Raw genomic sequence first — 23,928 nt, 5'->3', positions numbered from 1 at the left:
AGTGCATGCCAGAACCCGAACCGCGATGCGGTTCGGGTTTTCTTCACGCCGGGCGCCTTACGAACTCATGGAATTGCTCACGCCGGCCGGGTTGCTCCGCAGCGACTACGAGTGCCAGCTGACGTTCGTCGAAGAGCTTGAACCATTCGTCCCATTCGACCAGCTCGTAGCCGCCCGCATTGACCGGACGTTCGCCCAGATCCTGGTCCTGATAAGCGTGCTGGCCGAAGACCAGCCTCAGCATGGCTTGCGTTCCCGTTTCGGGCGACACGTCGACGATTGCCGGAAATCCGGCGCGCGCCGCGACCCATGAGCGAATTGCTTCGTGATCAGTCAGCATGATCGTATCGGCCATGAAGCGTCTCCATCGATTGCTGCTGGAAAACGCCGATCGCGGTTTCAAGTTCCGCGCATCAGCTTCATGGGCGACCCGGCGCATATTCGACTTTGCTCAACGGCTTGCTTGGACTTAACCGCTTGTTTGGGCTTCCGCCCTAAGGTCTTCCCTGGCGGAAGCGTGGGGGTCACGGTCCTTTGGACACCGGTTTGCTGGTAGCGTTGCTCAATCCGACGATCGCGCTTGCGCTCGGCGCGGTGTTTCTCGTGCTGTGGTTCTACCAGCGCCACCGCCCCTATCTGGCTGTGCTCGCCGCCAGCTACTCGCTCTCGGCGGCGGGGTTCCTGTTGCAGTACTTCACCCTGCCCGTCGGCATGGCGCCGACCAAGCTGCTCTCCAATACATGCTTCACCTTTGCCGCCTGCTGCCTCTGCAGCGCGATCGTGGCACGCTATGGGCGGCGCGTGCCCTATGTCGGGATCGGCGTTCTGGCGGGCGGCGGCCTGACCGCATTCTGCTGGTTCCTGTTCGTTCAGCCAGACCTCACTTGGCGGATCCTGGCGATGAATTTTGGCTTCGGCGGCCTCAGCCTGCTTGTGGCGGCCGAACTGCGCCCGGTGCGCGGCAGGGGTCCGACCGAAATGATCCTGTTCGTGCTGTCGCTGCTTTCCGGCCTGAATTTCTTCGTGCGGACACTGGCCGTCATCATCGCGCACGGACCCTTCACCAGCTATGACGGCTTTTACGCCTCGTCCTACTGGACGACGGCGTTGCTGTCGCATGCGCTGCTGTCGCTGCTCATCGCGCTTTGCCTGTTCTGCGCGGCGGCGCTCGATGTGATGAAGGCGCTGAAGGCCGAGGCGTATACCGATCCGCTGTCGGGCCTGCTCAACCGCCGCGGCTTCGAGGAGCGCGCCAGGCTTCTCCTGCTTCACTGCGCCACCGCCAAAATGCCGGTCGCGCTGGTGCTCGCCGACCTCGATCATTTCAAGGCGCTCAACGACCTTCACGGGCATGCGGCGGGCGATCGCGTGATCGCCGACTTCGCCGCCAAGCTTCTATCGGCTGCCGGCACGGGCGGCGTCGCCGGCCGTATCGGTGGCGAGGAGTTCGCCGTGCTTTTGCCGCTGAGCGACCTCGGCGCGGCAAGGCTGTTTGCCGAAGCCATTCGCACGCTCTATTCGGCGGGCAGCGTCGACGGGCTTCCGCCCGGCACAAGAGTGACCGCGAGCTTCGGTGTGACGGCTCGCACCGGCGACGAAGGACTTGAGCCGCTGATGCGCCGCGCCGACGAGGCGCTCTACAAAGCCAAAGGGAATGGCCGCGACAGCGTGCGGCTATCTTATGAACGGTCGGCCTATGAACAGCCGGAATCGGTATCCGTCGTGGAACCGCTCAAAGCCGGCTGATCATACGCGCTTGGGTTCGCATTAACGTCTTTTTCGCCCGTCCGTGATTTGCTTTCGCAGGGAGTGCGAAAATCACATGGGCGGCGCAGGCTTCATCCTTGCAATCAACCTGTTCGTTGCCGGCCTGCTGGCCGCAGCCTTCATGACGATCGCGTTCTACGATGTAGGGCGTGTGTCGGCACGCTGGCTGGCCCTCGGCTATCTGCTCGGCGTGGGCTATTACATCGTCGAATTCAGCATTCCGGTCTTCGACAATGCGCGACCTGCGGTCGTTACGGCTTTCGCCGTTTTCCTCGGCGCCACCATCGTCTTCAATGCTGGGCTCGCCCATAAATACGGCGTGGCGACGCCTTGGCGTCCGATGCTTCTCTTCTTACTTGCAGCCACCGTCACAGTGTATTTCGTGCAGGATCTGCCACGTCAGTCGCTCGCCCGCATGATGGCCTACCAGCTCCCCTATGCGGCCATGCAGTTCGTCGGCCTCGGCATCGTCTGGTCGTCCAGGCAAAAACGCGACCGGCTCGACCGTGTGCTCATGGCCGTTCTGGCGGCCAGCGCCCTGCAATTCGTGAGCAAGCCGTTCATCGCCCACGCTCTGGGTGGCTGGGGCGTCAATCCGCAGGCCTATATGCGGAGCGACTACGCTCTGGTGTCGCAATCGCTTGGCACTGTGTTCGCCATGGCAATCGCGCTTCTTGTTCTGATCATCCTGGTCCGCGATGTGCTCGCCGAGGCGACGTCGAAGTCGGAGACGGACACGCTTTCAAGGTTGTTCAACCGGGGCGGCTTCGAACGTCACGCGGAGCTCGCGATGCGCGACGCCGTGCGCAAGGGCGTCCCGGTCGCCCTGGTCATCGCCGACCTCGATCATTTCAAGAGCGTCAACGATAGTTTCGGCCATGCGTCCGGTGACCGGGTCATCGGGACCTTTGCTGGTTTCCTGCGTGACGCCGCCGCCGACCATCACGTCGCCGGCCGCATCGGCGGAGAAGAGTTCGCCATCATACTGCCGGGGACCAACCTCGCCGCGGCGCGGCTCCTTGCCGAAGGGACACGCAGCGCTTTCGGTGCCTTGCCGATCGACTGCCTGCCGGCGGACCATCGGTGCACCGCCAGCTTCGGCGTTGCCGAGCTTCAACCGGGCGAGGGTTTCGCCGATCTCATGCGGCGCGCGGACGAAGCGCTTTACCAAGCCAAGCGCGGCGGGCGCGATCGCGTGCGTATTGCGTTAGAGCCAGCCCTGCAGACCCCGGTGGCGACGCCTGACAGAATCAGCGGCAGGGGCTGAGTTCGGGCATCTCGCCGTCGGAAAGGCCGTACATGTAGCTGCGGCCTTTCACGAAAACCGGTGGCCTGTAACAGTCGCGGCTGCTGACGTCATCCGCTTCGTTTTCATAGATTTTGGGCTGACCGGCGCCGGTGTAGTCCGACAGTTCCTTGGCCAGGTTGCCCTCGCCAACGAGGATGCGCTTGTAGCCGGCGGCGCTCTCGATGACCAGATTTCCGAAGGAATCGGCGTAGACGCGGTCGCGCGTCCCGGCGAGTGCCGGTGCTGCGAAGCCGATGGCCACCGCCATCAAGATGAGCGCCGAAAGGCGCGATCTGCCTGAGTTCGAACGCATGGCGTCCTCCATTTGTCAGAGGCGAACTTCCTCTGACTCGGAAATTAACCTTTTATTAACCTTTGTTAAGAGGCTAGCCCTGCTAGCCGTCAGGTCTCGGCAAACATGGTTAATATCCGGCGCCTGGGCGGCCGCGGTCATCTTTCGGCCATGCTTGCCCGCACCATCGCGCCCGGTGTCGGGTGATCTTGGCAAGCATCGCGGCTGGTTTGATGCGTAGGGAGACAGCATATGGCGTTACGCCGGACGTTTCGGGTGACGCTTGCCCTTTTTTCATTGCTGATCACTGCTGCCTGCGTGTCGCAGACCAATGCGCCGAAGGCCGGCACGACCGATTTGACGGCACCGCAGCCGCGCACCGCTACCTACAATTGCGCCGATGGCACCAGGATCACCATCGAAAACCTCGGCACATCGGTGCGCGTGCTTGGCCCAGACGGCGCCAGCGAGGAACTGCCGGCCTCGCCGGCCAATCAAAGCAGCCGCTTCGGCGAGGCGCATGACGCAATCGTGATCGACGGGCGCGATGCGCTGGTGATGAAGGGCGGTAAGACGCCGCTGACCTGTAAGCGTTAATCAGTTTACCGCACTGCAGCGAACATAGCGCCGGCTTTGGGTCGCGCCCTAATCGATTGAAGCAAAGACCGCCCCTTTTGTCAGACTAAATTACGTTTTCGAAACGGTTTTCTGGCTTTGACGCGGTGCAAAAAGAGCATTAGAAACCGGCTGTCCGAAGTCGCAACCGGAAGCGGTAACGCCGCATTTCCACCTGGGGCTCCAGAGACGCCGAACTGGGGGAGCCATGAGCAAATCACCAGCCACCCGCGAATTTGCCAGACGTGAACGGCCGCTTTCGCCGCATCTGACCGTCTATCGGCCGCCGATCACGATGACGATGTCGATCATCCATCGCATCACCGGCGGGGCGCTCTATTTCGGCACGCTGCTGGTCGCCCTGTGGCTGATGGCGGCGGCGAGCTCGCAATCCACCTTCGATGCCGTCAACTGGGCCTTCGGCTCGTGGCTGGGGCGGCTGGTGCTGTTCGGCTATACCTGGGCGCTGATGCACCACATGCTGGGCGGCGTGCGCCATCTGATCTGGGACACCGGGGCAGGTCTTGAAAAGGACACCGCCTCCAGGATCGCCTGGGCGACGCTGGCCGGCTCGATCGTGCTGACGCTGCTGATCTGGGTCGCCGGCTATATGGCGCGGGGAGCCTGATCGTGAGCCACCACAACACCGACATGCGCACGCCGCTGGCGAAGGTCCGCGGCCTCGGCTCCGCCCGCGAGGGCACGGAGCATTTCTGGCGCCAGCGCCTGACGGCGATCGCCAACATCCCGCTGATCCTGTTCTTCGTAGGCTTCCTGATCGCGTTGAATGGCGCCGGCTATGTGGAGGTGCGCGCCGCACTTGCCAACCCGTTCGTGGCGCTGGTCCTGGCCCTGGTGCTCTTGTCCGGGCTTTATCATATGCGGCTCGGCATGCAGGCGATCATCGAGGACTATGTCCATGGCGAGGGCATGAGGCTGGCGCTGCTCGCGCTCAACACATTCTTTCCCGTGGTGGTTGGCGTCGCCTCGATCTTCGCCCTGCTCAAACTGGCATTTGGAGGCTGAAATTTTGGCCAAGGACGCGAAAAACGCCAACACGGCGTCCGCCTATACCTATGTCGACCACAAGTTCGACGTGGTGGTCGTCGGCGCCGGCGGCGCCGGCCTGCGCGCCACGCTCGGCATGGCCGAACAGGGCCTGCGCACCGCCTGCATCACCAAGGTTTTCCCGACGCGGTCGCACACTGTCGCCGCTCAAGGCGGCATTGCCGCTTCGCTGTCCAATATGGGGCCCGATTCCTGGCAGTGGCACATGTACGACACCGTGAAAGGATCGGACTGGCTCGGCGATGTCGACGCCATGGAATATCTGGTGCGCGAAGCACCCGCCGCCGTCTACGAGCTCGAGCATTACGGTGTGCCGTTCTCGCGCACAGAAGAGGGCAAGATCTACCAGCGGCCGTTCGGCGGCCACATGATGAATTTCGGCGACGGCCCGCCGGTGCAGCGCACCTGCGCCGCCGCCGACCGCACCGGCCACGCCATCCTGCACACGCTCTACGGCCAGTCGCTGAAGAACAACGCGCAGTTCTTCATCGAGTATTTCGCGCTCGACCTGATCATGGAGCCGGACGGCACCTGCACCGGCGTCGTCGCCTGGAACCTCGACGACGGCACCATCCACCGTTTTTCGGCCAAGATGGTGGTGCTGGCGACCGGCGGCTATGGCCGCGCCTATTTCTCGGCAACCTCGGCGCACACCTGCACCGGCGACGGCGGCGGCATGGCCGCACGCGCCGGGCTGCCGCTGCAGGACATGGAGTTCGTGCAGTTCCACCCGACCGGCATCTATGGCGCCGGCTGCCTGATCACAGAGGGCGCGCGCGGCGAAGGCGGCTATCTCGTCAATTCCGAGGGCGAGCGTTTCATGGAGCGCTACGCGCCGTCGGCCAAGGACCTGGCGTCACGCGACGTCGTTTCGCGCTGCATGACGCTGGAGATCCGCGAGGGACGCGGCGTCGGCAAGAACAAGGACCACATTTTTCTCCACCTCGACCACCTCGATCCGGCCGTTTTGCGTGAGAGACTTCCGGGCATTTCGGAATCGGCAAAAATCTTTGCCGGCGTCGACCTGACCAAGGAGCCGATCCCGGTGCTGCCGACGGTCCACTACAATATGGGCGGCGTGCCGACCAATTACTGGGGCGAGGTGCTCAATCCCACTGCCTTGAACCCGGACCAGGTGTCGCCCGGGCTGATGGCGGTCGGCGAGGCGGGCTGCGCCTCCGTCCATGGCGCCAACCGGCTGGGCTCGAATTCGCTGATCGATTTGGTGGTGTTCGGCCGCGCGGCGGCGATCCGGGCCGGCCAAGTGATCGACCGCAACGCGGCGATCCCTTCGCCCAACGAAGCCTCGGTCGAGAAGATCATGGATCGCTTCGACCGGCTGCGTCATGCCAACGGCTCGACGCCGACGGCGGTCTTGCGCGAAAAGATGCAGAAGGCGATGCAGGATGATGCGGCGGTGTTCCGCACGCAGGAATCGCTGGAAAGCGGCTGCAAGCGCATTTCGCAGATCTGGGGCGAGCTCAAGGACGTAAAAGTGTTCGACCGCTCGATGATCTGGAACTCCGACCTGGTCGAGACGCTGGAGCTGGAAAATCTGATGGCCAACGCCATCACCACGGTCTACGGCGCCGAGGCGCGCAAGGAGAGCCGCGGCGCGCATGCGCGGGAGGATTTTTCGGCTCGCGATGATGCGAACTGGCGCAAGCATACGCTGTCCCGGCTCAGCGAGGCTGGCGAGGTATCGCTCAGCTATCGGCCTGTGCACACCGAGCCGCTGCTCAAGGAAGCAGACGGCGGCATCAACCCGGCCAAGATCGCGCCGAAGGCCAGGGTGTATTGACGATGGCGCTGGCGGTCTCAGGATATTCCGGCACGCCCCTTCCGGCCAAGCTCGGCCTGAAGGACGGGATGACAGCCGCCTTTATCGCGCTGCCGGCGGAACTCGACGATCTGGCCGAAGCCGTCGACTTCGCCCACGTCGACCGGCTGCCGGACTGGTCGAAGATTTCAGGTGCCCAGAAATACGATGCCATCCATGCCTTCACCCGGCAGCGCGCCGAGATCGAGGGTTGCCTGAGCGATGTCGAGATGGCGATCAAGCGCGACGGCATGGTTTGGGTCTCCTGGCCGAAGAAGGCGTCGAAAGTGCCGACCGACGTCACCGAGGACGTCATCCGCGCCGAGGCGCTGAAGCTCGACCTTGTCGACGTCAAGGTCGCCGCCGTGAACGATATCTGGTCCGGGCTGAAGCTCGTCATCCGAAAGGGCCTGCGGTAATGGTCGAACTGACGCTTCCGAAAAACTCGAAGATCAAGGCCGGAAAAACCTGGCCGAAGCCGGAGAATGCTACCAATCTGCGCGAATACCGCATCTACCGCTGGTCGCCGGACGATGACGAAAACCCGCGCATGGACACTTATTTCGTCGATATGGACGATTGTGGGCCGATGGTGCTCGACGCGCTGCTCTGGATCAAGAACAAGATCGACCCGACGCTGACCTTGCGCCGCTCCTGCCGCGAAGGCATTTGCGGCTCCTGCGCCATGAACATCGACGGCTCCAACACGCTCGCCTGCACCAAGGGCTGCGACGACATCTCCGGCGCGATCAAGGTCTATCCGCTGCCGCATATGCAGGTGGTCAAGGATCTGGTGCCCGACCTCACCAATTTCTACGCCCAGCACGCCTCGATCGAACCGTGGCTGAAAACTGTGTCGCCCGAGCCGGCCAAGGAATGGCTGCAGAGCCATGAGGACCGCGAAAAGCTCGACGGGCTCTACGAGTGCATCCTTTGCGCCTGCTGCTCGACCTCCTGTCCGAGCTACTGGTGGAACGGCGACCGCTATCTCGGGCCGGCGACACTGCTTCAGGCCTATCGCTGGCTGATCGATTCCCGGGACGAGGCCACGGGCGAACGGCTCGACAATCTCGAAGACCCGTTCCGGCTCTATCGCTGCCACACCATCATGAACTGCGCCCAGACCTGCCCCAAGGGGCTCAACCCGGCCAAGGCGATCGCTGAGATCAAGAAGATGATGGTGGAGAGAAGGGTGTAGACGGACGGGTGCCGTCGAGATCGTGTCGTCTGTAGCGATCCTTCGCGCCCCCCTCTGTCCTGCCGGACATCTCCCCCACGAGGGGGGAGATCGGCCGTCACGCCGACTTTCGCCAATCATCAGCGTTGCAGAAGTGAGCAGAGCGCTGAAGCTGTCAATCTCCCCGCAAGTGGGGGAGATGTCCGGCAGGACAGAGGGGGGCGCTGTCCCGCCAGCTTCAAAAGGATAGCCGATCTATGACTGACTCTGACTTTCCCATCCTTTCTCCCGTCGAAGCGCGCGTGCTCGGTTGTCTGATCGAAAAGAAGGAGCTGACACCTGATATCTACCCGCTGACGCTCAATGCAGCACTTGCCGCTGCCAACCAGAAGACGGCGCGCGAGCCGGTGATGTCGGTCGAGCTGGTCGAGGTCAGGCGGGCGCTGAGCCAGCTTGAGCAGAAGGGTCTGGTCAGGCAGGTCTTCGCCTCGCGCGTCGAGCGCTACGAACATATCGTCGCGCAGCGCTTTTCGCTGACCTCGGCGCAGATCGCGCTGCTTGGCCTGCTGTTGCTGCGCGGTCCGCAGACCGCTCATGAATTGCTGGCGCGAGCTGAGCGCATGGTGCGGTTACCCTCCATCGACGAGCTTCGCAGCAATCTCGACCTGTTGATCGGCCGCAAGCCGCCGCTCGTTCAGCAGATCGATCGTGGACCCGGCCAGCGTGAGGACCGCTATGTGCATCTCTTGAGCGGAGTGCCGCAGATTGCAGCCGTCGCCTCACGTCCGGCGCAATCAGCCACCTCATCAGCCTCCGATCTCGAGGCGCGAGTGCAAGCTCTCGAGGAGGAGGTCGCGACGCTGCGCGCACGCATCGACGCGCTGACTGGCGAAGGACAGTAGCGCAGTAGGCTCAATTGTGTTTCCAGATTGAATTTGCCCTCACGCTTACCTTCGAGGCGTTGGCGCTGCCCCTCACCCGCCTGCCGGCGACCTCTCCTCGTATAGTGACGGGGAGAGGGACGCTCTGATCGACGGTTTCGCCACATAGTCAGCGTTGCAAGAAGGGCGCCGCGGCTGCGGCCCGCCTCTTTCTCCCCGTCACTAAACGGGAGGAATGCCCGGTAGGACAATGAGGGGTGGAGCCGACGTCAACAATTGATGGTCTCCAACCCAAGCTGGAGGAGACGGTCACATGTGGGAAGCGGCCGCTCAGCCGAGCTTGGCGTCGAGCGACACGTTTATGGCGCCGAGCGCCTTCGAAACCGGACACCCGGCCTTGGCCTGTTCGGCCAGCTCTTGGAATTTCGCCGCATCGATGCCCGGCACCTTGCCGACCACCGTGAGAGCGCTGCCTGTGATCCCCGTGCCAGGAATCAGCGTCACCACTGCCTTGGCGTCGAGTTCGTCGGCGGGGGTGCCGTTCTCGGCCAGGAAGTGAGAGAACTGCATGGCGAAGCAGCCGGCATGCGCCGCCGCGATCAGCTCCTCCGGATTGGTGCCGGACTTGCCGCTCTCGTCCTCGAAGCGTGCCTTGAACGAATAGGGCGTGCCCTTCAGGGTCCCGCTCTGGGTGTCGAGCGTGCCCTTGCCCTCCTTCAGATTGCCTTTCCAGACGGCGTTTGCGGTGCGGTCCATGAAATTCTCCTTGATTGTCCGGATTGCGCCGGCCCGGCGCCGGCGTTCTTCAAGACTATAGCGCGGGCGCGGGCGAAGACCACCGCGCTCTTTGCGCAGTCGCGCAAAATTGGCGGCGGCGGGGCTGAATTTTCTTGAAAAAATGCGCGTGCAAGAATGTCGACTTCCATCGGCCTCAACCGTCCTGCGGGCGGTCACGGATTTCGCGGCCGGATGGAGGTTCACATGGATGGCTTGTTTTTTGCACTGTGGAAGAGCTCGGGCCGCAAGCCCGAACGACGGGAAGATTACGGGCTGCATCCGCCGCCTTCCGGTTTCGGCCGGCTTCTGGCGGCGGTTGCCATCATCGGGGTCGCGATAAGCGTTCTCGATCACATGGCGGCACGCAAAGGCGCCGCTGACGCCGTGGCCGCATCCTATGGTTCGTCACCACAAGGGAGCTGGAAATGAAATATGTCCTGCTGGTCTACGGTGAGGAAAAAGACCTCTACGCGCTCACTCCGGAGGGATCGGCAAAGCTCGACGCCGATTCGCTGGCCTATGACAGGTCATTGGATCAGCAAGGCAAGCTGATCATCGCGCAGGCGCTGCAATCGGTGAAGACCTCAAAGACCGTGCGCCGGCGCAAGGGCAAGCGGCTGATCACCGATGGCCCTTTCGCCGAGACCAAGGAGCAATTGCTCGGCTTCGTCATGATCGAGGCCGGGGACATCGACGAGGCGCTGGAGATTGCCGGCGGCATTCCGCTGGCGGAAATCGGCACGATCGAGGTCAGGGCGATCTACGAGGTGCCGGGGTCCTAGACAACCATCTGCTCCCGGCGGTGCCGCCCTGACCCGGATTCTTCTGCGGGCGCAACTTTTGCGTGTTGAAGCGGGACAGCACTTCTCCTATCGTCGCTGCGGTTGGGGGATTTCTGCATGCCGTTCTTGATTGCTATCCTTGGCGTGTTGGGCGCGGCAGCATTCTGGTGGTACCGGATGAAGGCTATGAACGATGCGGCGCGCGAGGTCGCGGACGTCGTCGGGCGTGTGCAAGGGAACATTCGGCGCAAGAGACTGCGTAACCAGGCGGCGCTCTCACCGCTGACGGCGATCGACGATCCGGTCGTGGCGGCCGCGACGCTGATCACTGCCATGGTCTCCGAGAACGGCCCTGTCCTGCCGCAGCGCGAAGCTGCCATTCGATCGGTGATTTCGGAGATTGCGGACGAGAAGAAGACCGATGAGGCTGTGGTCTATGCCAAATGGGCGGCGTCACAGATCGACGATGCCACGATCGTCATCGACAAGCTGGCGCCATTTCTGCGCGAGCGCCTGGATGTGACTGAGCGAAACGATTTGCTGCAGATGGTGAACCGCGCAGCGCAGGCTGGTGAGCAGCCCCTGCAGATATCCGATCAGCGGATGCTGCGGCTGCGCCAGAAGCTGGGCTTCGAAGTCAACTGAACGAAATTGCCTGATGCTCAATATGGTTTGCCGCCCCTTCCGGGCGCTAGATCGCCTCGCCCTTGAGCAGTTTCGGTGTGTCGCCGGACAGTCCGGACGCCTGGCGGATAAAGAAATCCTTCAGCCGCGGCATGCGTTCGACGAGGCCGAGGCCGACGTCGCGGACGGCGCGCAGCGGGCCGATGTCATTGGAAAACAGCCGGTTCAGGACATCGGTGGTGATGCCCATTTGCAGCGTGTCGAAGCGCCGCCACTGCTGGTAGCGTTCGAGAACGTCGAGCGCGCCAATATCCTGGCCGAGCCGGTCGGCCTCGACCACCACTTCAGCCAGTGCCGCCACGTCCTTGAAGCCGAGATTGAGGCCCTGGCCGGCGATTGGATGGATGCCATGGGCGGCGTCGCCGGCGAGCGCAATACGCGGCGCGACGAAGGCGCGGGCAAGCGTCAGGCCGAGCGGCCAAGCGCGTGGCTTGTCGGCGACATGGATTTCGCCGAGCTTTAGGCCAAAGCGCTGTTCCAGCTCATGCTCGAAGACGAGATCGTCGCCGGCGACCAGTTTTTCGGCATCTTCCGAGCGCTCGACCCAGACGATCGACGAGCGGTTGGTCCCGTCCTTGTCCGGCTTGAGCGGCAGCGTGGCGAAGGGGCCGGCTGGCAAAAAATGCTCCTCGGCGCGGCCACTGTGGGGCCGCTCATGCGCGACGGTGCAGACGATGCCGGACTGGCCATACTCCCATTTCACCGTCTTGATGCCGGCCATGTCGCGCAGCTTCGAGTTGACGCCGTCGGCAGCGATCAGAAGTCGCGCCTTCAGCGTCGCGCCGTCGGCAAGATGCACGGTGATACCGGCACCGTTGACGTCGAAGGCACTGACGGCGACGCCTTCGATGATGTCGATGCCGAGTTTTTCAGCGCGCCGGCGCAAGGCGCCGTTCAAATCCCTGTTGGCGACCATATGCGCAAAGGCTTCGCCGGGTGCGACTTCGCCATCGAAGGTGAGAAACACCGGGCGCACCGGATCGGAAGTGCGCGAATCGGTGACGATCATTTCGGTGATCGCCTGCGCCTCCGGCGCGATTTCGGCCCAGACGCCGAGCTGGTCGAGCATGCGGCAAGCGGCAGCGGCGATGGCCGAGGCGCGGCCGTCCTTTTGCCAGACGCCGGCGGGCGCGGCGTCGACGACAGCGACGGCGAGGCTCGGCCGCGCCTGTTTCAACGACACGGCGGCGGCAAGGCCGACGTAGCCGGCGCCGGCAACCAGAATGTCGAGCGAAGTTCGGTTTTTTGCATCCGCCTTGCGGTCCACCATGGCAAATTCCTTTCCGGCCAATTTCTTTCCGGCCTTGACTGCCCGTCATTCCTGTCGGAAACCGCCATAACACTTCTGCGGCTGGACGAAGTTCGAAATCAAAACGACAGGGCGCGAAACATGACGGCGGCCATGGACGAGCTTCTCAGCATTCTCGACCTCGAGCAGCTGGAACACAACCTGTACCGTGGTCGCAGCCCCAAGCTCGACTGGCAGCGTATCTTCGGCGGCCAGACCATCGCCCAGGCGCTGGTCGCCGCCCAGCGAACGGTGGAGCCCGAACGCCACGTGCATTCGCTGCATGGCTATTTCATGCGGCCCGGCGACACCAAGGTGCCGATCATCTACCAGGTCGACCGCATCCGCGATGGCGGCTCCTTCACCACGCGGCGTGTCGTGGCGGTCCAGCACGGCCAGGCGATCTTTTCGCTGGAAGCCTCGTTCCAGCAGGACGAAGTCGGGCTCGAGCATCAGGTGCCGATGCCGCAGGACGTGCCGGCGCCCGACACATTGCTGTCGCAGCGCGAATTGATCGGCAAGTTCGGCGAGGCCGTCCCAGACGGCATCAGGCGCTACTGGGAGCGTGACCGGCCGATCGAGATGAAACCGGTGATGCTGGAGCATTACACCAGCCGGGAAAAGCTGGAGCCGAAGCAGAACATCTGGATCCGCACGACCGGTCCGGTTCCGGCCGATCGCGCCACGCAGGCGGCCGTGCTTGCCTATCTTTCCGATATGACGCTGCTCGACACCTCGACCTTTGCGCATGGCCGCGCCATTTTCGACAGCGACATCCAGGCGGCGAGCCTCGATCACGCCATGTGGTTTCACCGCAGCCATCCGCTCGACGACTGGATGCTCTACACGCAGGACAGCCCGTCGACGCAAGGGTCGCGGGGGTTCACCCGCGGGTCGCTGTTTGCCCGCGACGGCACGCTGATCGCCTCGGTTGCCCAGGAAGGCCTCATCAGGCTGAAGCGGCCGCCTGCCGAATAGGCAATTTTGCAAAATTGCCTACTTTTTAATCAGCTGTGCTGCCGCGACTATGAACAGTCAGCCGACAAACCTTCCCCAATTCCTTATTTAACAACAGGTTAACTCCCTGCTTCGGCAATTGGCACGGAGCTTGAATCCTAGCGGGCACTCTCCGGCTCTCATGGGGATCGGCGAAGTCGTGCAAACGCGGGGACCCGCAACAGCAAAGGGTGAAACCTTATGAAAATCGTGATGGCAATCATCAAGCCGTTCAAGCTCGACGAGGTGCGCGAAGCGCTCACCGCAGTCGGCATCCAGGGCCTGACCGTCACCGAAGTCAAAGGCTACGGGCGTCAGAAGGGACACACGGAAATCTATCGCGGGGCGGAATACGCGGTCAGCTTCCTGCCGAAGATCAAGATCGAAGTCGCGGTCGGTGTGGACATGGTCGACAAGGCCGTCGAAGCCATCACTGCGGCGGCCAAGACCGGACAGATCGGCGACGGCAAGATCTTCGTTTTCGGCATCGACCAGGCGGTGCGCATCCGCACCGGCGAAACAGACACCGACGCGCTTTGAGCTGCGGACACGTATTCCAATGGAGAGTTCAATGAATATTCCTTCCACTTTGAAGTCCGCGGCGCGCACCGCGCTGCTGGGCGCGTTCACACTTGGAGCCTTAGGCACGATTGCCGCATTCGCGCAGGAAGCAGCTCCGGCCGCACCAGCAGCGCCAGCGGTGCCGGCCTTTACCGTCGACAAGGGCGACACGACGTGGATGATGATTTCCACCATTCTGGTGCTGTTGATGACCATTCCCGGCCTTGCCCTTTTCTACGGCGGCCTGGTTCGCGCCAAGAATATGCTGTCGGTGCTGATGCAGGTTTTCACCATCACCAGCGTGGTCATGATCGTCTGGGTTTTCTACGGCTACAGCCTTGCCTTCACCCCCGGCAATGCCTTCATCGGCGGCCTTTCCAAGATGTTTCTCGCCGGCGTCGACGTGACGACGCTGTCGGAAACCTTCACCAAGGGCGTCGCCATTCCTGAGCTGGTGTTCGTCATCTTCCAGATGAGCTTCGCCTGCATCACGCCCGCCCTGATCGTCGGCGCCTTCGCCGAACGCATCAAGTTCTCCGCCGTGATCCTTTTCACCATCCTCTGGGTCACGTTCGTCTACTTCCCGATCGCGCATATGGTCTGGTTCTGGGGTGGCCCGAGCGCTTATAGCGACCCGTCAGGGCTCATCTTCAGCTTCGGCGCCATCGACTTCGCCGGCGGCACCGTCGTTCACATCAATGCGGGCATCGCCGGCCTTGTCGGCGCGCTGATGGTCGGCAAGCGCATCGGCTACAACAAGGACGTCATGGCGCCGCACTCGATGACGTTGACCATGGTCGGCGCTTCGCTGCTGTGGGTCGGCTGGTTCGGTTTCAACGCCGGTTCGAACCTCGAAGCCAACGCCTACGCGGTGCTGGCGATGGTCAACACCTTCGTCGCCACAGCGGCGGCGGCCGTGACCTGGATCGTGCTTGAAACGCTGCTCCGCGGCAAAGCGTCCATGCTCGGCGCGGTTTCTGGCGCTGTTACCGGCCTTGTCGCCGTCACGCCCGCTGCCGGTTTTGCCGGACCGATGGGCGTCATCGTGCTCGGCATCGTCGCCACCTGCGTCTGCTACTTCTTCGTCTCGGTCGTGAAGAACAAGTTCGGCTACGACGATAGCCTTGATGTCTTCGGCATCCACTGCATCGGCGGCATCATCGGCGCGCTCGGCACCGGCATCCTGGTCAATCCCGCCCTTGGCGGCGCCGGCGTCGTCGATTATTCGACAGCCGACTTCGCCGCCGGCTATGCCGGCACGGCCACACAGCTGTGGTCGCAGTTCAAGGGTGTCCTGGTAACCGTCCTGTGGTCGGGCATCGGCAGCGCGATCCTCTACAAGATCGTCGATATGATCGTGGGCCTGCGTCCGACAGCCGATGCAGAACGTGAAGGGCTCGACCTCACCTCGCACGGCGAAGCGGCCTATCACCCGTAAGCCTTGTCTAGGGCGGCCTTGGCCGCCCCGCATCCTCCCATCCCGTCGTGACGCTCCAGAAGGGCTCACGCATTGAGGCCCGGAACGTTTCCGGGCCTCTTTTTTGCGCGCAGATGCCGTGCCAGATACCCGCCGCAAGATACTTCCCCCAATCCCTTATAGTTAATGCTGCCTTAACCTTCCCGCCGATAGTCTGGTGCCCGAATCTGCCGAGCTGCGCGCACGCGTCCGGCCGGGCAATGACAGACGGGGAAGAGCATGCGTTCAGGGGCTTCAGCACCGCTCGCGCTGGCCGATACGGGGCACGGCATCGGGGCATTCGCGCGGCGGCAAGTCGGCCGGCTGGTCGGCGCCGGCCTGTTTGCGCTGGTCGCCTTCGGTATCGCCAGCCTCGCCACCTGGAACGTAGCCGACCCAAGCTTCTCCCACGCCACCGATAACATCGTCACCAACGCCATGGGCTATGTGGGCGCTGTCTTCTCCGACCTTGCCATGCAGTTCTTCGGCCTTGCCGCGGTCGCGGCGCTGGTGCCGGCAGTGGTCTGGGGATTTCTGCTGTTTTCGGCGCGCGGCGTCGACAGGCTGCCGAAGCGCGGGCTCGCCTGGTTCGGCTACGCGGTGCTTGCCGCGGCCATGGCCGGCTGCGTGGTGCCGCCCAAGACCTGGCCGCTGCCGACCGGTCTCGGCGGCGTGTTCGGCGACATGGTGCTCAACATTCCCGGTTTCTTCGTCGGCGGCTACCCGACCGGTCTCATCGCCAGCGTGCTCGCCGTGCTTCTGGCGGCGCCGGCACTGTGGCTGTTTGCCTATGGCTCGGCGCTGATTGCACGCAAGAACGGTTTCGCCGTCCTCGAGCAACAGGCCGCACCTGATTCCCGGGATCAGGACGACCTGCTTTTCGACAATGACGAGGATGAAGGCGACGAGGGCATTCTGGCGCTTGGCGCGATCACCCATTGGTGGCTGTCGTTGCGCGCCTATCTCCGCCGCCGCGCCGCTCGCCGCCGGGAACGCGACGATTTCGAACCGGAGATGGAACCGCGCGCCAGCGCCTGGCGCCGCGCTGCCGAGAGGGTCGAATCGGCCGAGTTCGCCGAAGCGCGGATGAGCCCGGATGGCCGCGCCCGCGTCGAGCCGGAATTCTTCGCCGCGCTGGTCAACGACCGCAGTGCCTCGCTCGATCCCGACGATGCCGATGTCTTCGACGAGGACGACGCCATGGATTTTGCGCCGGAGCCCGCGGGCCAGCGCCGCGCCGCGCCCAATGCGAAGGTGCAGCCGTTCCGCTCCGATGCGGCCACACGCGTCGAGGCGCCGGCGCCCCGGCCCGTTCCGGGCGCTCGTGTCCAGCGCGAAGCGCAGACGTCGCTGATCGGCTCCGAAACATTCGAAATGCCGTCGCTGCATTTCCTGTCCGAGCCGAAGAACGTCGTGCGCGACGCCAGCCTGTCCAAGGACGCGCTGGAGCAGAATGCCCGCTTGCTCGAGGGCGTGCTGGAGGATTTCGGCGTCAAGGGCGAGATCATCCATGTCCGTCCCGGTCCGGTCGTCACGCTTTATGAGCTGGAGCCGGCGCCCGGCATCAAATCGTCGCGGGTCATCGGCCTGTCCGACGACATCGCCCGCTCGATGAGCGCGATCGCCTGCCGCGTCGCCGTGGTGCCCGGCCGCAACGCCATCGGCATCGAGCTGCCGAACGCCAAGCGCGAGACCGTCTATCTCAGGGAGATCATGGCCAGCCGCGATTTCGAGACCACCAAAGCCAAGCTGGCACTGGCGCTCGGCAAGACCATCAATGGCGAAGCGGTCATCGTCGACATCGCCAAGATGCCGCACGTGCTGGTCGCCGGCACCACCGGTTCGGGCAAGTCGGTCGCCATCAACACCATGATCCTGTCGCTGCTCTACCGGCTGACGCCTCAGGACTGCCGACTGATCATGATCGATCCGAAAATGCTGGAGCTCTCGGTCTATGACGGCATCCCGCATCTTTTGACGCCTGTCGTCACCGACCCGAAGAAGGCGGTGGTGGCGCTGAAATGGACCGTGCGCGAGATGGAGGACCGCTACCGCAAGATGTCGAAGGTCGGCGTCCGCAACATCGACGGTTTCAATGCGCGGGTGCAGCAGGCGGAGAAGAAAGGCGAGAAGATCTCGCGCACCGTGCAGACCGGTTTCGACCGGCAGACCGGCGAAGCCATTTATGAGACGGAAAACCTCGATCTCGAGCCGATGCCCTACATCGTCGTCATCATCGATGAGATGGCCGACCTGATGATGGTCGCCGGCAAGGACATCGAAGGCGCAGTGCAGCGCCTGGCGCAGATGGCGCGTGCCGCCGGCATCCACGTCATCATGGCGACACAGCGGCCGTCGGTCGACGTCATCACCGGCACGATCAAGGCCAACTTCCCGACCCGCATTTCCTTCCAGGTGACGTCGAAGATCGACAGCCGCACCATCCTGGGCGAGCAGGGCGCCGAACAGCTGCTCGGCATGGGCGACATGCTTTACATGGCCGGTGGCGGCCGCATCCAGCGCGTCCACGGTCCCTTCGTTTCCGATGACGAAGTCGAGAAGATCGTCGCGCATCTGAAGCTGCAGGGCGTGCCGGAATATCTCGACGCCATCACCGAGGATGACGACGAGGAAGACGAGCCGTCGGGCAAAGGTAGCTCCGGCGGCGGTGGCAGCGGCAATTTCGAGGATTCCGACGATCCCTACGATCAGGCGGTTTCGGTGGTGCTGCGCGACGGCAAGGCCTCGACCAGCTACATCCAGCGCAGGCTCGGCATCGGCTACAACCGCGCCGCCTCGATCATCGAGAAGATGGAGAAGGAAGGCATTGTCGGCCCGGCCAATCATGCCGGAAAACGCGAGATTCTGGTACCGACGGAGGACGACAAGTTCTGATCAGGCCGGCAACAACCGGCAGACCTGCCCGCCACAACCTTAACGGGCGGCAACTTTGAACCTTTTGGCGCGTTGCAACGACCAAGCGCTGTTCGCCCGCCAAACTTAAGCCCAACTGGGGGGCCAAACACTGCGACAACAGATAAACCAGACGAGAGTGACCGGCATGAAAAACTCTTCTTTCGCCACGATCAGCGATTTTGCCCCGACCCGCCGCCAGTTGCTTGGCCTCGGCCTGGTCCTGGCAGGTGCTGCGGCCATCAATGTCGTGCCCGGGGTCCAGTTGCTGGCGTCGGCGCAAGCGGCGGTGCCACCCACCGCGCAGAAGATCGCCGACCATTTTTCCTCGGTCAAATCGATGGCCGGCGAGTTCGTGCAGTTCGGACCCAAGGGCGAGCAGACCGGCGGCAAGTTCTTTCTGGAACGGCCGGGCAAGATCCGCTTCAACTATGACGGGACGTCGAATTTCAGGGTGATTTCCGACGGCAGGTCGGTGGTCATCCTCAACAAGCGGCTGAAAACGTCCGATCTCTACCCGTTGTCGAAGACGCCGCTCAAGCTGCTCCTCGACACCAAGATCGACCTCTCCGGCGGTCGCGTCAAAAGCGTCAAGGAAGAGAACGACGTCACCACCATCCAGCTTGCCGACAAATCCGTGTTCGGCAGCTCGAAGATCACCATGATGTTCGATCCGAAATCCTACGAATTGCGCCAGTGGACGATCACCGACGCGCAAGGCAAGGACACGACGGTGATGATCTTCAACGTCAGGGAAGGCGTAAGCTTTGCCCCCGACACTTTTGCCATCGACTATACGGCTAACCGGGAACTGAACACCAAGTCGCGGTAGGGTCCGCTGTTATTCAGGTGAGGCCGGCCTGCGAACGGCGGTTTCCTGCGCTTCCGGTGCTCACGTACTTTGAGTACGCTCCGCTCCGGTTCTCGGAATCCGCCATTCTCGACTCGGCCTGACCTGAATCTCAGCGAACCCTGGTGCCAGCCCGGGCAGCGCTTCGAGCGCGGCCCGGCTTGTTTTTGAAGCTCGCGGCTGGCAGGTTCTGGCCCGACTCTCTCATGGGCGCATGACTCGCCAAAGGTGTTTGCCTCTGGCGACCATGTGCTGCCCCCGGATCCTGTACATGTCCTTTTCCATCGCCACCTGGAACATCAATTCCGTCCGCCTGCGCATGCCGATCGTCGAACGCCTGCTTAGGGAACAGGCGCCGGATGTGCTCTGCCTGCAGGAAACCAAAGTTCCGGACGAGCTGTTTCCCGAGAAGGCGTTCCGCAAGCTCGGCTACGAACACATCGCCTTCCACGGCCAGAAGGGCTATCACGGCGTGGCGACGGTGGCCCGGCGGCCGATCGAGATCGTCGAAAAGCGTCGGTTCTGCGAGATCGAGGATTGCCGGCATCTGTCGGTCACCGTGCGGGCCGGCGGCAAGGCGATCCTGCTGCACAATTTCTACGTTCCGGCCGGCGGCGACGAGCCCGATCCTGAGATCAACCGCAAGTTCAGGCACAAGCTGGATTTCGTCGCCGAAATGAACGCCATCCGCGCCGAGCATAACGAGGTCTCCGGCTCGATCCTGGTCGGCGACCTCAACATCGCGCCGCTCGAGCACGATGTCTGGTCGCACAAGCAGCTCTTGAAAGTGGTCAGCCATACGCCGGTCGAGACGGAAAATTTCGAGGCGATGCGGCTCGCCGGCGACTGGGTCGACCTGATGCGGCTCAACGTGCCTTATGAGCAGAAGCTCTACACCTGGTGGAGCTATCGCGCGCAGGACTGGGAAGCGTCGAATCGCGGCCGGCGGCTCGACCATGTCTGGTCGTCGCCCAATCTGGTGTCGAGCTTTGCCGGCTATGAGATCCTGCGGCTGGCGCGCGGCTGGGAACGGCCGTCGGACCATGTGCCGGTGATCGCGCGGTTCGATTTAGAGTAGTGCGGACTGCCGCCTGTAGCGCGTCCCCCTCTGTCCCGCCGGCGTTTCAGAAGTTCCGAACTACCGTTGCCCGCTCAACTGTCGAAGCGCGACGCCAGCTCTTCGATGCGGCGGATCATTGCCTGAAAATCCTCGGAAATGCGCTGGTGCAGATGGACCGCGATATCGGGATATTCCTCCAGGATGCGGCGGAACATCTTGCGGCTGAGCCGCAGCACTTCCGAATCGATCTCGGCGGATGCGCTGGTCAGCCGGTTGGTGTCGGCGATCAGCGCCAGTTCGCTGAGCGTCGTGCCGGGGCCGGCCGTGCCTATCGGGACGCGGTCGCCATTCTGCTCGCGATACAGCACGATGCGCCCGCTGACCACGATATAGGCGCAATCGGCCTCGTCGTCCTCGCGGTAAAGCTTGTGGTCGGCCTGCAGCCTTGTGGTTTCCGCGCCAAAGGCGAGCAGACGCAACTGTTCGTCCGTGAAGCCCTCGAAGAGCCTCACGGTGGACAGGATGCGGATGTCGTCATCCAACGCCATCTAGCTATGTCCCCGAACGGTCAGTCCAATCCCTCCCTTAGGGCGCCGAGCGTCCCTTTGGGCGCGCAAAGGACGCTCTAAACGCTTGAAATCGACGCACCGTGCTTTCCAAAAAATCGATTCCGATTTTTGGGCCGATGCATCAGCGAGTCCGATCCAGAACCACCTCCAGTCTCAGGATCGTGCCCGAAAGCGGCCCCGCCCCGACCGCTCATTGGATAATTAAATGTTTAAGGAACCAGCTTGTAGCCGCCGCTTTCTGTCACAAGAATTTCCGCATTGGAAGGATCGCGCTCGATCTTCTGGCGCAGCCGATAGACATGGGTTTCCAGCGTGTGCGTGGTGACGCCGGAATTGTAGCCCCACACTTCCTCGAGCAGCACGTCGCGCGTCACCACCTTCTGGTCGGCGCGGTAGAGATACTTGATGATCGAGGCCTCCTTTTCGGTCAGCCGCACCTTGGCGCCGCGCTGGTCGATCAAAAGCTTCTGGCTGGGCTTGAACGTGTACGGGCCGACCGAAAAGGTGGCGTCTTCGCTCTGCTCATGCTGGCGAAGCTGCGCACGGATGCGGGCTAAGAGAACCGCGAAGCGGAACGGCTTGGTCACATAGTCGTTGGCGCCGGCTTCGAGGCCGAGAATCGTGTCGGAATCGGTGTCGTGTCCAGTCAGCATGATGATGGGCGACTTGTAGCCGCCCTTGCGCAGTATCTTCACCGCCTCCCGGCCATCCATGTCGGGCAGGCCGACATCCATGATGAGCAGATCGATGAGGCCGCCGCGGGCCGTGGCGACGCCTTTGGCGGCGGTTGATTCCTGCAGGACGTCGAATTCCTCATAGAGAGACAATTGCTCGACGAGCGTGCCGCGCAGGTCGTCATCGTCATCGACGATCAGAATGGTGCGTGAAGTCATGGATCAATCCGTTGTTTTGAAAAGAAAATTCAGTTGACCGCTGCCTGTTTATGCGGAAGCTGACCGGCACAACAGCCGATCACAGTGATTTGTTCCGTGGCACGATCATACAAGAAAAAACGCGCGTGCAATGAGGCGAGCGCATTTTTGCGAAAAGGGCTTCGTGTTCTCACGGTGCGCGCAAGACCCGGCCACGCCAGCCAGGGGTTCCTGCAGGCTGGCAAACTGGTGTTTTCATGTGCGCTGGGACGCGGCGGCATATCGGCCGGCAAGCGCGAAGGCGACGGCGCCACGCCACTTGGTTCGATGCGGATCCTGTCGGGATATTTCCGTAACGATCATTTTTCCGAGGGCCGCAAAACCCGGCTGGCGATGGCGCCGATCGGCCCAGATCTCGGCTGGTGCGAGGTGCCTGAGGACCGCAACTATAACCGCCCGGTCAGGATTCCCTATGGCGCCAGCCACGAGCGGATGCTGCGCGCCGACCGGCTTTATGACGCCTGCCTGGTGCTGGACTGGAACATTGCGCCGCGCCGCCGCGGGCGCGGCAGCGCGATCTTCTTCCACCTGGCGCGCCCCGGCTTCACGCCGACGCAAGGCTGCGTCGCGGTGACGGCACGCACGATGGCCCGGCTGTTGCCGCTGCTGTCGGACCGGACGGTGATGAGAGTGGTACGATAGGGGAGTAGGGGAGTAGGGGAGTAGGGGAGTAGGAAGTTGTCAGCCGATATGCGCGTTCGCGCTCCCTTACTCCCCTACCGTTTCGGCTTCTGCCAGCCGATGTCGAGCAGGCCGAGCCGGCCTAGTTCCTGGTCCATGGCGCGGGCGACATCCTTCCGCTCGGCGCCGATGTCGCGCAGTTGGCGGTCCGAGAGGTCCTCGACATTTTCACGCGGCAGGCCGGGCTCTTGCGAGAGGTTGATCGCGATTCTCGCGTGATGGAACCATTCAACTGCTGCGCGCAGCCAGGTTGGTCCGGCAGCTGGAGACTTCAAAGCAATGTGTGACATGACGTGATCCGTTCCATCCGGACATCAAATCCGGTTTGATAGTTTATCGATGGTCACATCATGCCGGATTGAAATCTAAGAGGGAAACGAGTAGTTTTTTCCAGATCATCAAGTTTAATTTGTGGATCAAGGGCAATGATCCTGCCAAAAATCATTCCGCGCTGATGGCGCGCCTGCTGCCTGGAACCCGTGCACTGAGGACGCTGGAAGCGGCGGCCCGGCACCTCAATTTCACCCGCGCCGCAGACGAGCTCGGCCTGACGCCGGCCGCGGTCAGCCACCAGATCAAGGAAATCGAGGATCAGCTCGGCATCGTGCTGTTCACGCGCACCAGCCGCACCATCCGGCTGACGGAAGCGGGCGCGGTGCTGTTCGAGGCCGCGACCGACGCGCTCGACCTGCTTGGCCGAGCCGTCTCACGAGCGCACAAGGTGGCGCGTGGAACGGCGCTGCTGAAAGTGACCCTCGACGCACAGTTCGCGACAAAATGGCTGATGCGCCGCGTCGACGGGTTTCGCAAGCATCAGCCCGACATCGAGCTCCGCTTCGACATCAGTTATGAGGTGCGCGACTTCGACCTCGACGATGTCGATATCGGCATCCGTTTCGGCACCGGGAAATATCCGGGACTTTGCGCCGACCGGCTGTTCGACAACGTCATCATCCCCGTCTGCAGCCCGGCGTTGCTGCGGGCGGGGCCGCCGCTGAAGGAGCCGCGCGACCTGTTTCACCACACGCTTGCCCACATCGAGTGGGCGCGCCAGGGTGTGACGTGGCCGAATTGGCGCATGTGGATGGCAGCGGCCGGCGTCGACGATTTCGACGATAGCCGAACGATGGTCTTCGGCACGTCCTCGGATGTCGTTCAGGCTGCGCTCGACGGCAATGCCGTCGCGCTCGCCGATTTCGCCATGGTGGCAAACGACCTTTCCGAGGGCAGGCTGGTGCGACCGTTCGAACTGGGCATCAAGGTTGCGCCCGAATTCGCCTATTTCCTGGTCTACCCAAAAAGCGCGGCGCACGACCCGCGCATCGTCGCTTTTCGCGAATGGCTTCTCGACGAAGTCGCGAAGACGCCGACCTGACGATCGGATCCTTAGAGCGGTTCAGCGATTAAGAGAATCGCTGAACCGCTCTAGCTGTTTGTTTTTGCGCAATTCCGGACGGAAAACCGTTGCACAC

At 62.8% G+C, this 23,928-nt stretch carries 27 protein-coding genes; 20 read left to right on the top strand and 7 right to left on the bottom strand.

What is annotated here, in order from left to right; translation table 11 throughout:
- Window positions 1–43: 43 nt before the first annotated feature.
- Window positions 44–355, bottom strand: a complete 312-nt coding sequence (locus tag RPG13_RS05180) for a hypothetical protein (protein ID WP_095484910.1) — start codon at window positions 353–355, stop codon at window positions 44–46.
- Window positions 356–534: 179 nt separating this feature from the next.
- Between RPG13_RS05180 and RPG13_RS05175 the strand changes: the two genes are divergently transcribed.
- Both RPG13_RS05175 and RPG13_RS05170 read left to right on the top strand, forming a co-directional pair.
- Window positions 535–1,746, top strand: coding sequence for a GGDEF domain-containing protein (locus tag RPG13_RS05175; protein ID WP_292222436.1), 1,212 nt, complete (start codon window positions 535–537; stop codon window positions 1,744–1,746).
- 76 nt (window positions 1,747–1,822) lie between these two features.
- Window positions 1,823–3,034, top strand: coding sequence for a GGDEF domain-containing protein (locus RPG13_RS05170; protein WP_095484912.1), 1,212 nt, complete (start codon window positions 1,823–1,825; stop codon window positions 3,032–3,034).
- Here RPG13_RS05170 and RPG13_RS05165 read toward each other — a convergent pair.
- Window positions 3,018–3,368 (bottom strand): hypothetical protein, encoded by a 351-nt coding sequence (locus tag RPG13_RS05165; RefSeq protein ID WP_095485116.1) that lies wholly within the window; start codon window positions 3,366–3,368, stop codon window positions 3,018–3,020. The genes RPG13_RS05170 and RPG13_RS05165 overlap by 17 nt on opposite strands.
- Before the next feature lie 231 nt (window positions 3,369–3,599).
- Between RPG13_RS05165 and RPG13_RS05160 the strand changes: the two genes are divergently transcribed.
- From RPG13_RS05160 to RPG13_RS05130, 7 genes are all read left to right on the top strand, one after another.
- Window positions 3,600–3,944 carry a hypothetical protein gene (locus tag RPG13_RS05160; protein WP_095484913.1) on the top strand — a complete coding sequence of 115 codons (345 nt, stop codon included), beginning with the start codon at window positions 3,600–3,602 and terminating at the stop codon, window positions 3,942–3,944.
- A gap of 226 nt (window positions 3,945–4,170) precedes the next feature.
- Complete coding sequence (sdhC, locus tag RPG13_RS05155; RefSeq protein WP_126104353.1) at window positions 4,171–4,590, top strand: succinate dehydrogenase, cytochrome b556 subunit; 420 nt, start codon at window positions 4,171–4,173, stop codon at window positions 4,588–4,590.
- A gap of 23 nt (window positions 4,591–4,613) precedes the next feature.
- Window positions 4,614–4,988 carry a succinate dehydrogenase, hydrophobic membrane anchor protein gene (gene sdhD / locus RPG13_RS05150; protein ID WP_370453314.1) on the top strand — a complete coding sequence of 125 codons (375 nt, stop codon included), beginning with the start codon at window positions 4,614–4,616 and terminating at the stop codon, window positions 4,986–4,988.
- 4 nt (window positions 4,989–4,992) lie between these two features.
- Window positions 4,993–6,831 (top strand): succinate dehydrogenase flavoprotein subunit, encoded by a 1,839-nt coding sequence (gene sdhA / locus RPG13_RS05145; protein ID WP_292674255.1) that lies wholly within the window; start codon window positions 4,993–4,995, stop codon window positions 6,829–6,831.
- A 2-nt stretch (window positions 6,832–6,833) separates the two neighbouring features.
- Window positions 6,834–7,268, top strand: a complete 435-nt coding sequence (locus RPG13_RS05140; protein ID WP_127206603.1) for a DUF3052 family protein — start codon at window positions 6,834–6,836, stop codon at window positions 7,266–7,268.
- Window positions 7,268–8,047 carry a succinate dehydrogenase iron-sulfur subunit gene (locus RPG13_RS05135; protein ID WP_095484916.1) on the top strand — a complete coding sequence of 260 codons (780 nt, stop codon included), beginning with the start codon at window positions 7,268–7,270 and terminating at the stop codon, window positions 8,045–8,047. Before RPG13_RS05140 ends, RPG13_RS05135 begins: the two co-directional genes overlap by 1 nt.
- 236 nt (window positions 8,048–8,283) lie before the next feature.
- A complete protein-coding gene (locus tag RPG13_RS05130) occupies window positions 8,284–8,928 on the top strand; it encodes a YceH family protein (protein WP_127295026.1) in 645 nt (214 codons plus the stop codon).
- A 309-nt stretch (window positions 8,929–9,237) separates the two neighbouring features.
- Here RPG13_RS05130 and RPG13_RS05125 read toward each other — a convergent pair whose 3' ends face one another.
- On the bottom strand, window positions 9,238–9,663 hold the full coding sequence (locus RPG13_RS05125) for an OsmC family protein (protein ID WP_126104357.1): 426 nt from the start codon (window positions 9,661–9,663) through the stop codon (window positions 9,238–9,240).
- A gap of 225 nt (window positions 9,664–9,888) precedes the next feature.
- Between RPG13_RS05125 and RPG13_RS05120 the strand changes: the two genes are divergently transcribed.
- The 3 genes from RPG13_RS05120 (at window position 9,889) to RPG13_RS05110 (ending at window position 11,111) form a co-directional block, all read left to right on the top strand.
- Window positions 9,889–10,113 carry a hypothetical protein gene (locus RPG13_RS05120; protein WP_337124530.1) on the top strand — a complete coding sequence of 75 codons (225 nt, stop codon included), beginning with the start codon at window positions 9,889–9,891 and terminating at the stop codon, window positions 10,111–10,113.
- Entirely contained in the window at window positions 10,110–10,466 is a 357-nt protein-coding gene (locus RPG13_RS05115; protein ID WP_095484918.1) for a YciI family protein, read from the top strand. Before RPG13_RS05120 ends, RPG13_RS05115 begins: the two co-directional genes overlap by 4 nt.
- A gap of 117 nt (window positions 10,467–10,583) precedes the next feature.
- On the top strand, window positions 10,584–11,111 hold the full coding sequence (locus tag RPG13_RS05110) for a hypothetical protein (RefSeq protein ID WP_292222455.1): 528 nt from the start codon (window positions 10,584–10,586) through the stop codon (window positions 11,109–11,111).
- A 46-nt stretch (window positions 11,112–11,157) separates the two neighbouring features.
- Here RPG13_RS05110 and RPG13_RS05105 read toward each other — a convergent pair whose 3' ends face one another.
- Window positions 11,158–12,420 carry a ubiquinone biosynthesis hydroxylase gene (locus RPG13_RS05105; RefSeq protein WP_128243982.1) on the bottom strand — a complete coding sequence of 421 codons (1,263 nt, stop codon included), beginning with the start codon at window positions 12,418–12,420 and terminating at the stop codon, window positions 11,158–11,160.
- A 120-nt stretch (window positions 12,421–12,540) separates the two neighbouring features.
- On the opposite strand from RPG13_RS05105, the gene tesB reads away from it, so the two are divergent.
- From tesB to RPG13_RS05075, 6 genes are all read left to right on the top strand, one after another.
- Window positions 12,541–13,416 (top strand): acyl-CoA thioesterase II, encoded by an 876-nt coding sequence (tesB, locus tag RPG13_RS05100; protein ID WP_127295022.1) that lies wholly within the window; start codon window positions 12,541–12,543, stop codon window positions 13,414–13,416.
- Between the two features lie 219 nt (window positions 13,417–13,635).
- Entirely contained in the window at window positions 13,636–13,974 is a 339-nt protein-coding gene (locus RPG13_RS05095) for a P-II family nitrogen regulator (protein WP_073985197.1), read from the top strand.
- A 31-nt stretch (window positions 13,975–14,005) separates the two neighbouring features.
- Window positions 14,006–15,433 carry an ammonium transporter gene (locus tag RPG13_RS05090; RefSeq protein ID WP_095484921.1) on the top strand — a complete coding sequence of 476 codons (1,428 nt, stop codon included), beginning with the start codon at window positions 14,006–14,008 and terminating at the stop codon, window positions 15,431–15,433.
- A 258-nt stretch (window positions 15,434–15,691) separates the two neighbouring features.
- On the top strand, window positions 15,692–18,346 hold the full coding sequence (locus tag RPG13_RS05085) for an FtsK/SpoIIIE family DNA translocase (RefSeq protein WP_095484922.1): 2,655 nt from the start codon (window positions 15,692–15,694) through the stop codon (window positions 18,344–18,346).
- Between the two features lie 166 nt (window positions 18,347–18,512).
- Window positions 18,513–19,196, top strand: a complete 684-nt coding sequence (locus tag RPG13_RS05080; RefSeq protein ID WP_095484923.1) for an outer-membrane lipoprotein carrier protein LolA — start codon at window positions 18,513–18,515, stop codon at window positions 19,194–19,196.
- A 289-nt stretch (window positions 19,197–19,485) separates the two neighbouring features.
- The gene (locus tag RPG13_RS05075) at window positions 19,486–20,292 is read left to right on the top strand and encodes an exodeoxyribonuclease III (RefSeq protein WP_292501720.1); all 807 of its coding nucleotides are present in this window, start codon (window positions 19,486–19,488) and stop codon (window positions 20,290–20,292) included.
- A 74-nt stretch (window positions 20,293–20,366) separates the two neighbouring features.
- On the opposite strand, the gene RPG13_RS05070 is transcribed toward RPG13_RS05075, so the two are convergent.
- On the bottom strand, window positions 20,367–20,822 hold the full coding sequence (locus tag RPG13_RS05070; RefSeq protein WP_127295016.1) for a cyclic nucleotide-binding domain-containing protein: 456 nt from the start codon (window positions 20,820–20,822) through the stop codon (window positions 20,367–20,369).
- A gap of 230 nt (window positions 20,823–21,052) precedes the next feature.
- The gene (locus tag RPG13_RS05065) at window positions 21,053–21,736 is read right to left on the bottom strand and encodes a response regulator transcription factor (protein ID WP_029349304.1); all 684 of its coding nucleotides are present in this window, start codon (window positions 21,734–21,736) and stop codon (window positions 21,053–21,055) included.
- Between the two features lie 147 nt (window positions 21,737–21,883).
- Here RPG13_RS05065 and RPG13_RS05060 point away from each other — a divergent pair, with 147 nt between their 5' ends.
- Window positions 21,884–22,417: a L,D-transpeptidase family protein gene (locus RPG13_RS05060; protein WP_292222465.1), complete on the top strand. Its 534-nt coding sequence runs from the start codon at window positions 21,884–21,886 to the stop codon at window positions 22,415–22,417.
- 74 nt (window positions 22,418–22,491) lie between these two features.
- Here the strand turns inward: RPG13_RS05060 and RPG13_RS05055 are convergent, their stop codons facing one another.
- Entirely contained in the window at window positions 22,492–22,746 is a 255-nt protein-coding gene (locus RPG13_RS05055) for a hypothetical protein (protein ID WP_337124529.1), read from the bottom strand.
- 164 nt (window positions 22,747–22,910) lie between these two features.
- Between RPG13_RS05055 and gcvA the strand changes: the two genes are divergently transcribed.
- Window positions 22,911–23,831 carry a transcriptional regulator GcvA gene (gene gcvA, locus RPG13_RS05050; protein ID WP_337124528.1) on the top strand — a complete coding sequence of 307 codons (921 nt, stop codon included), beginning with the start codon at window positions 22,911–22,913 and terminating at the stop codon, window positions 23,829–23,831.
- Window positions 23,832–23,928 lie beyond the last annotated feature (97 nt).

Source organism: Mesorhizobium sp. ISC15, from assembly GCF_037162615.1.
Classification (GTDB): domain Bacteria; phylum Pseudomonadota; class Alphaproteobacteria; order Rhizobiales; family Rhizobiaceae; genus Mesorhizobium; species Mesorhizobium mediterraneum.
This window is presented reverse-complemented; position numbering and strand designations above follow the sequence as displayed.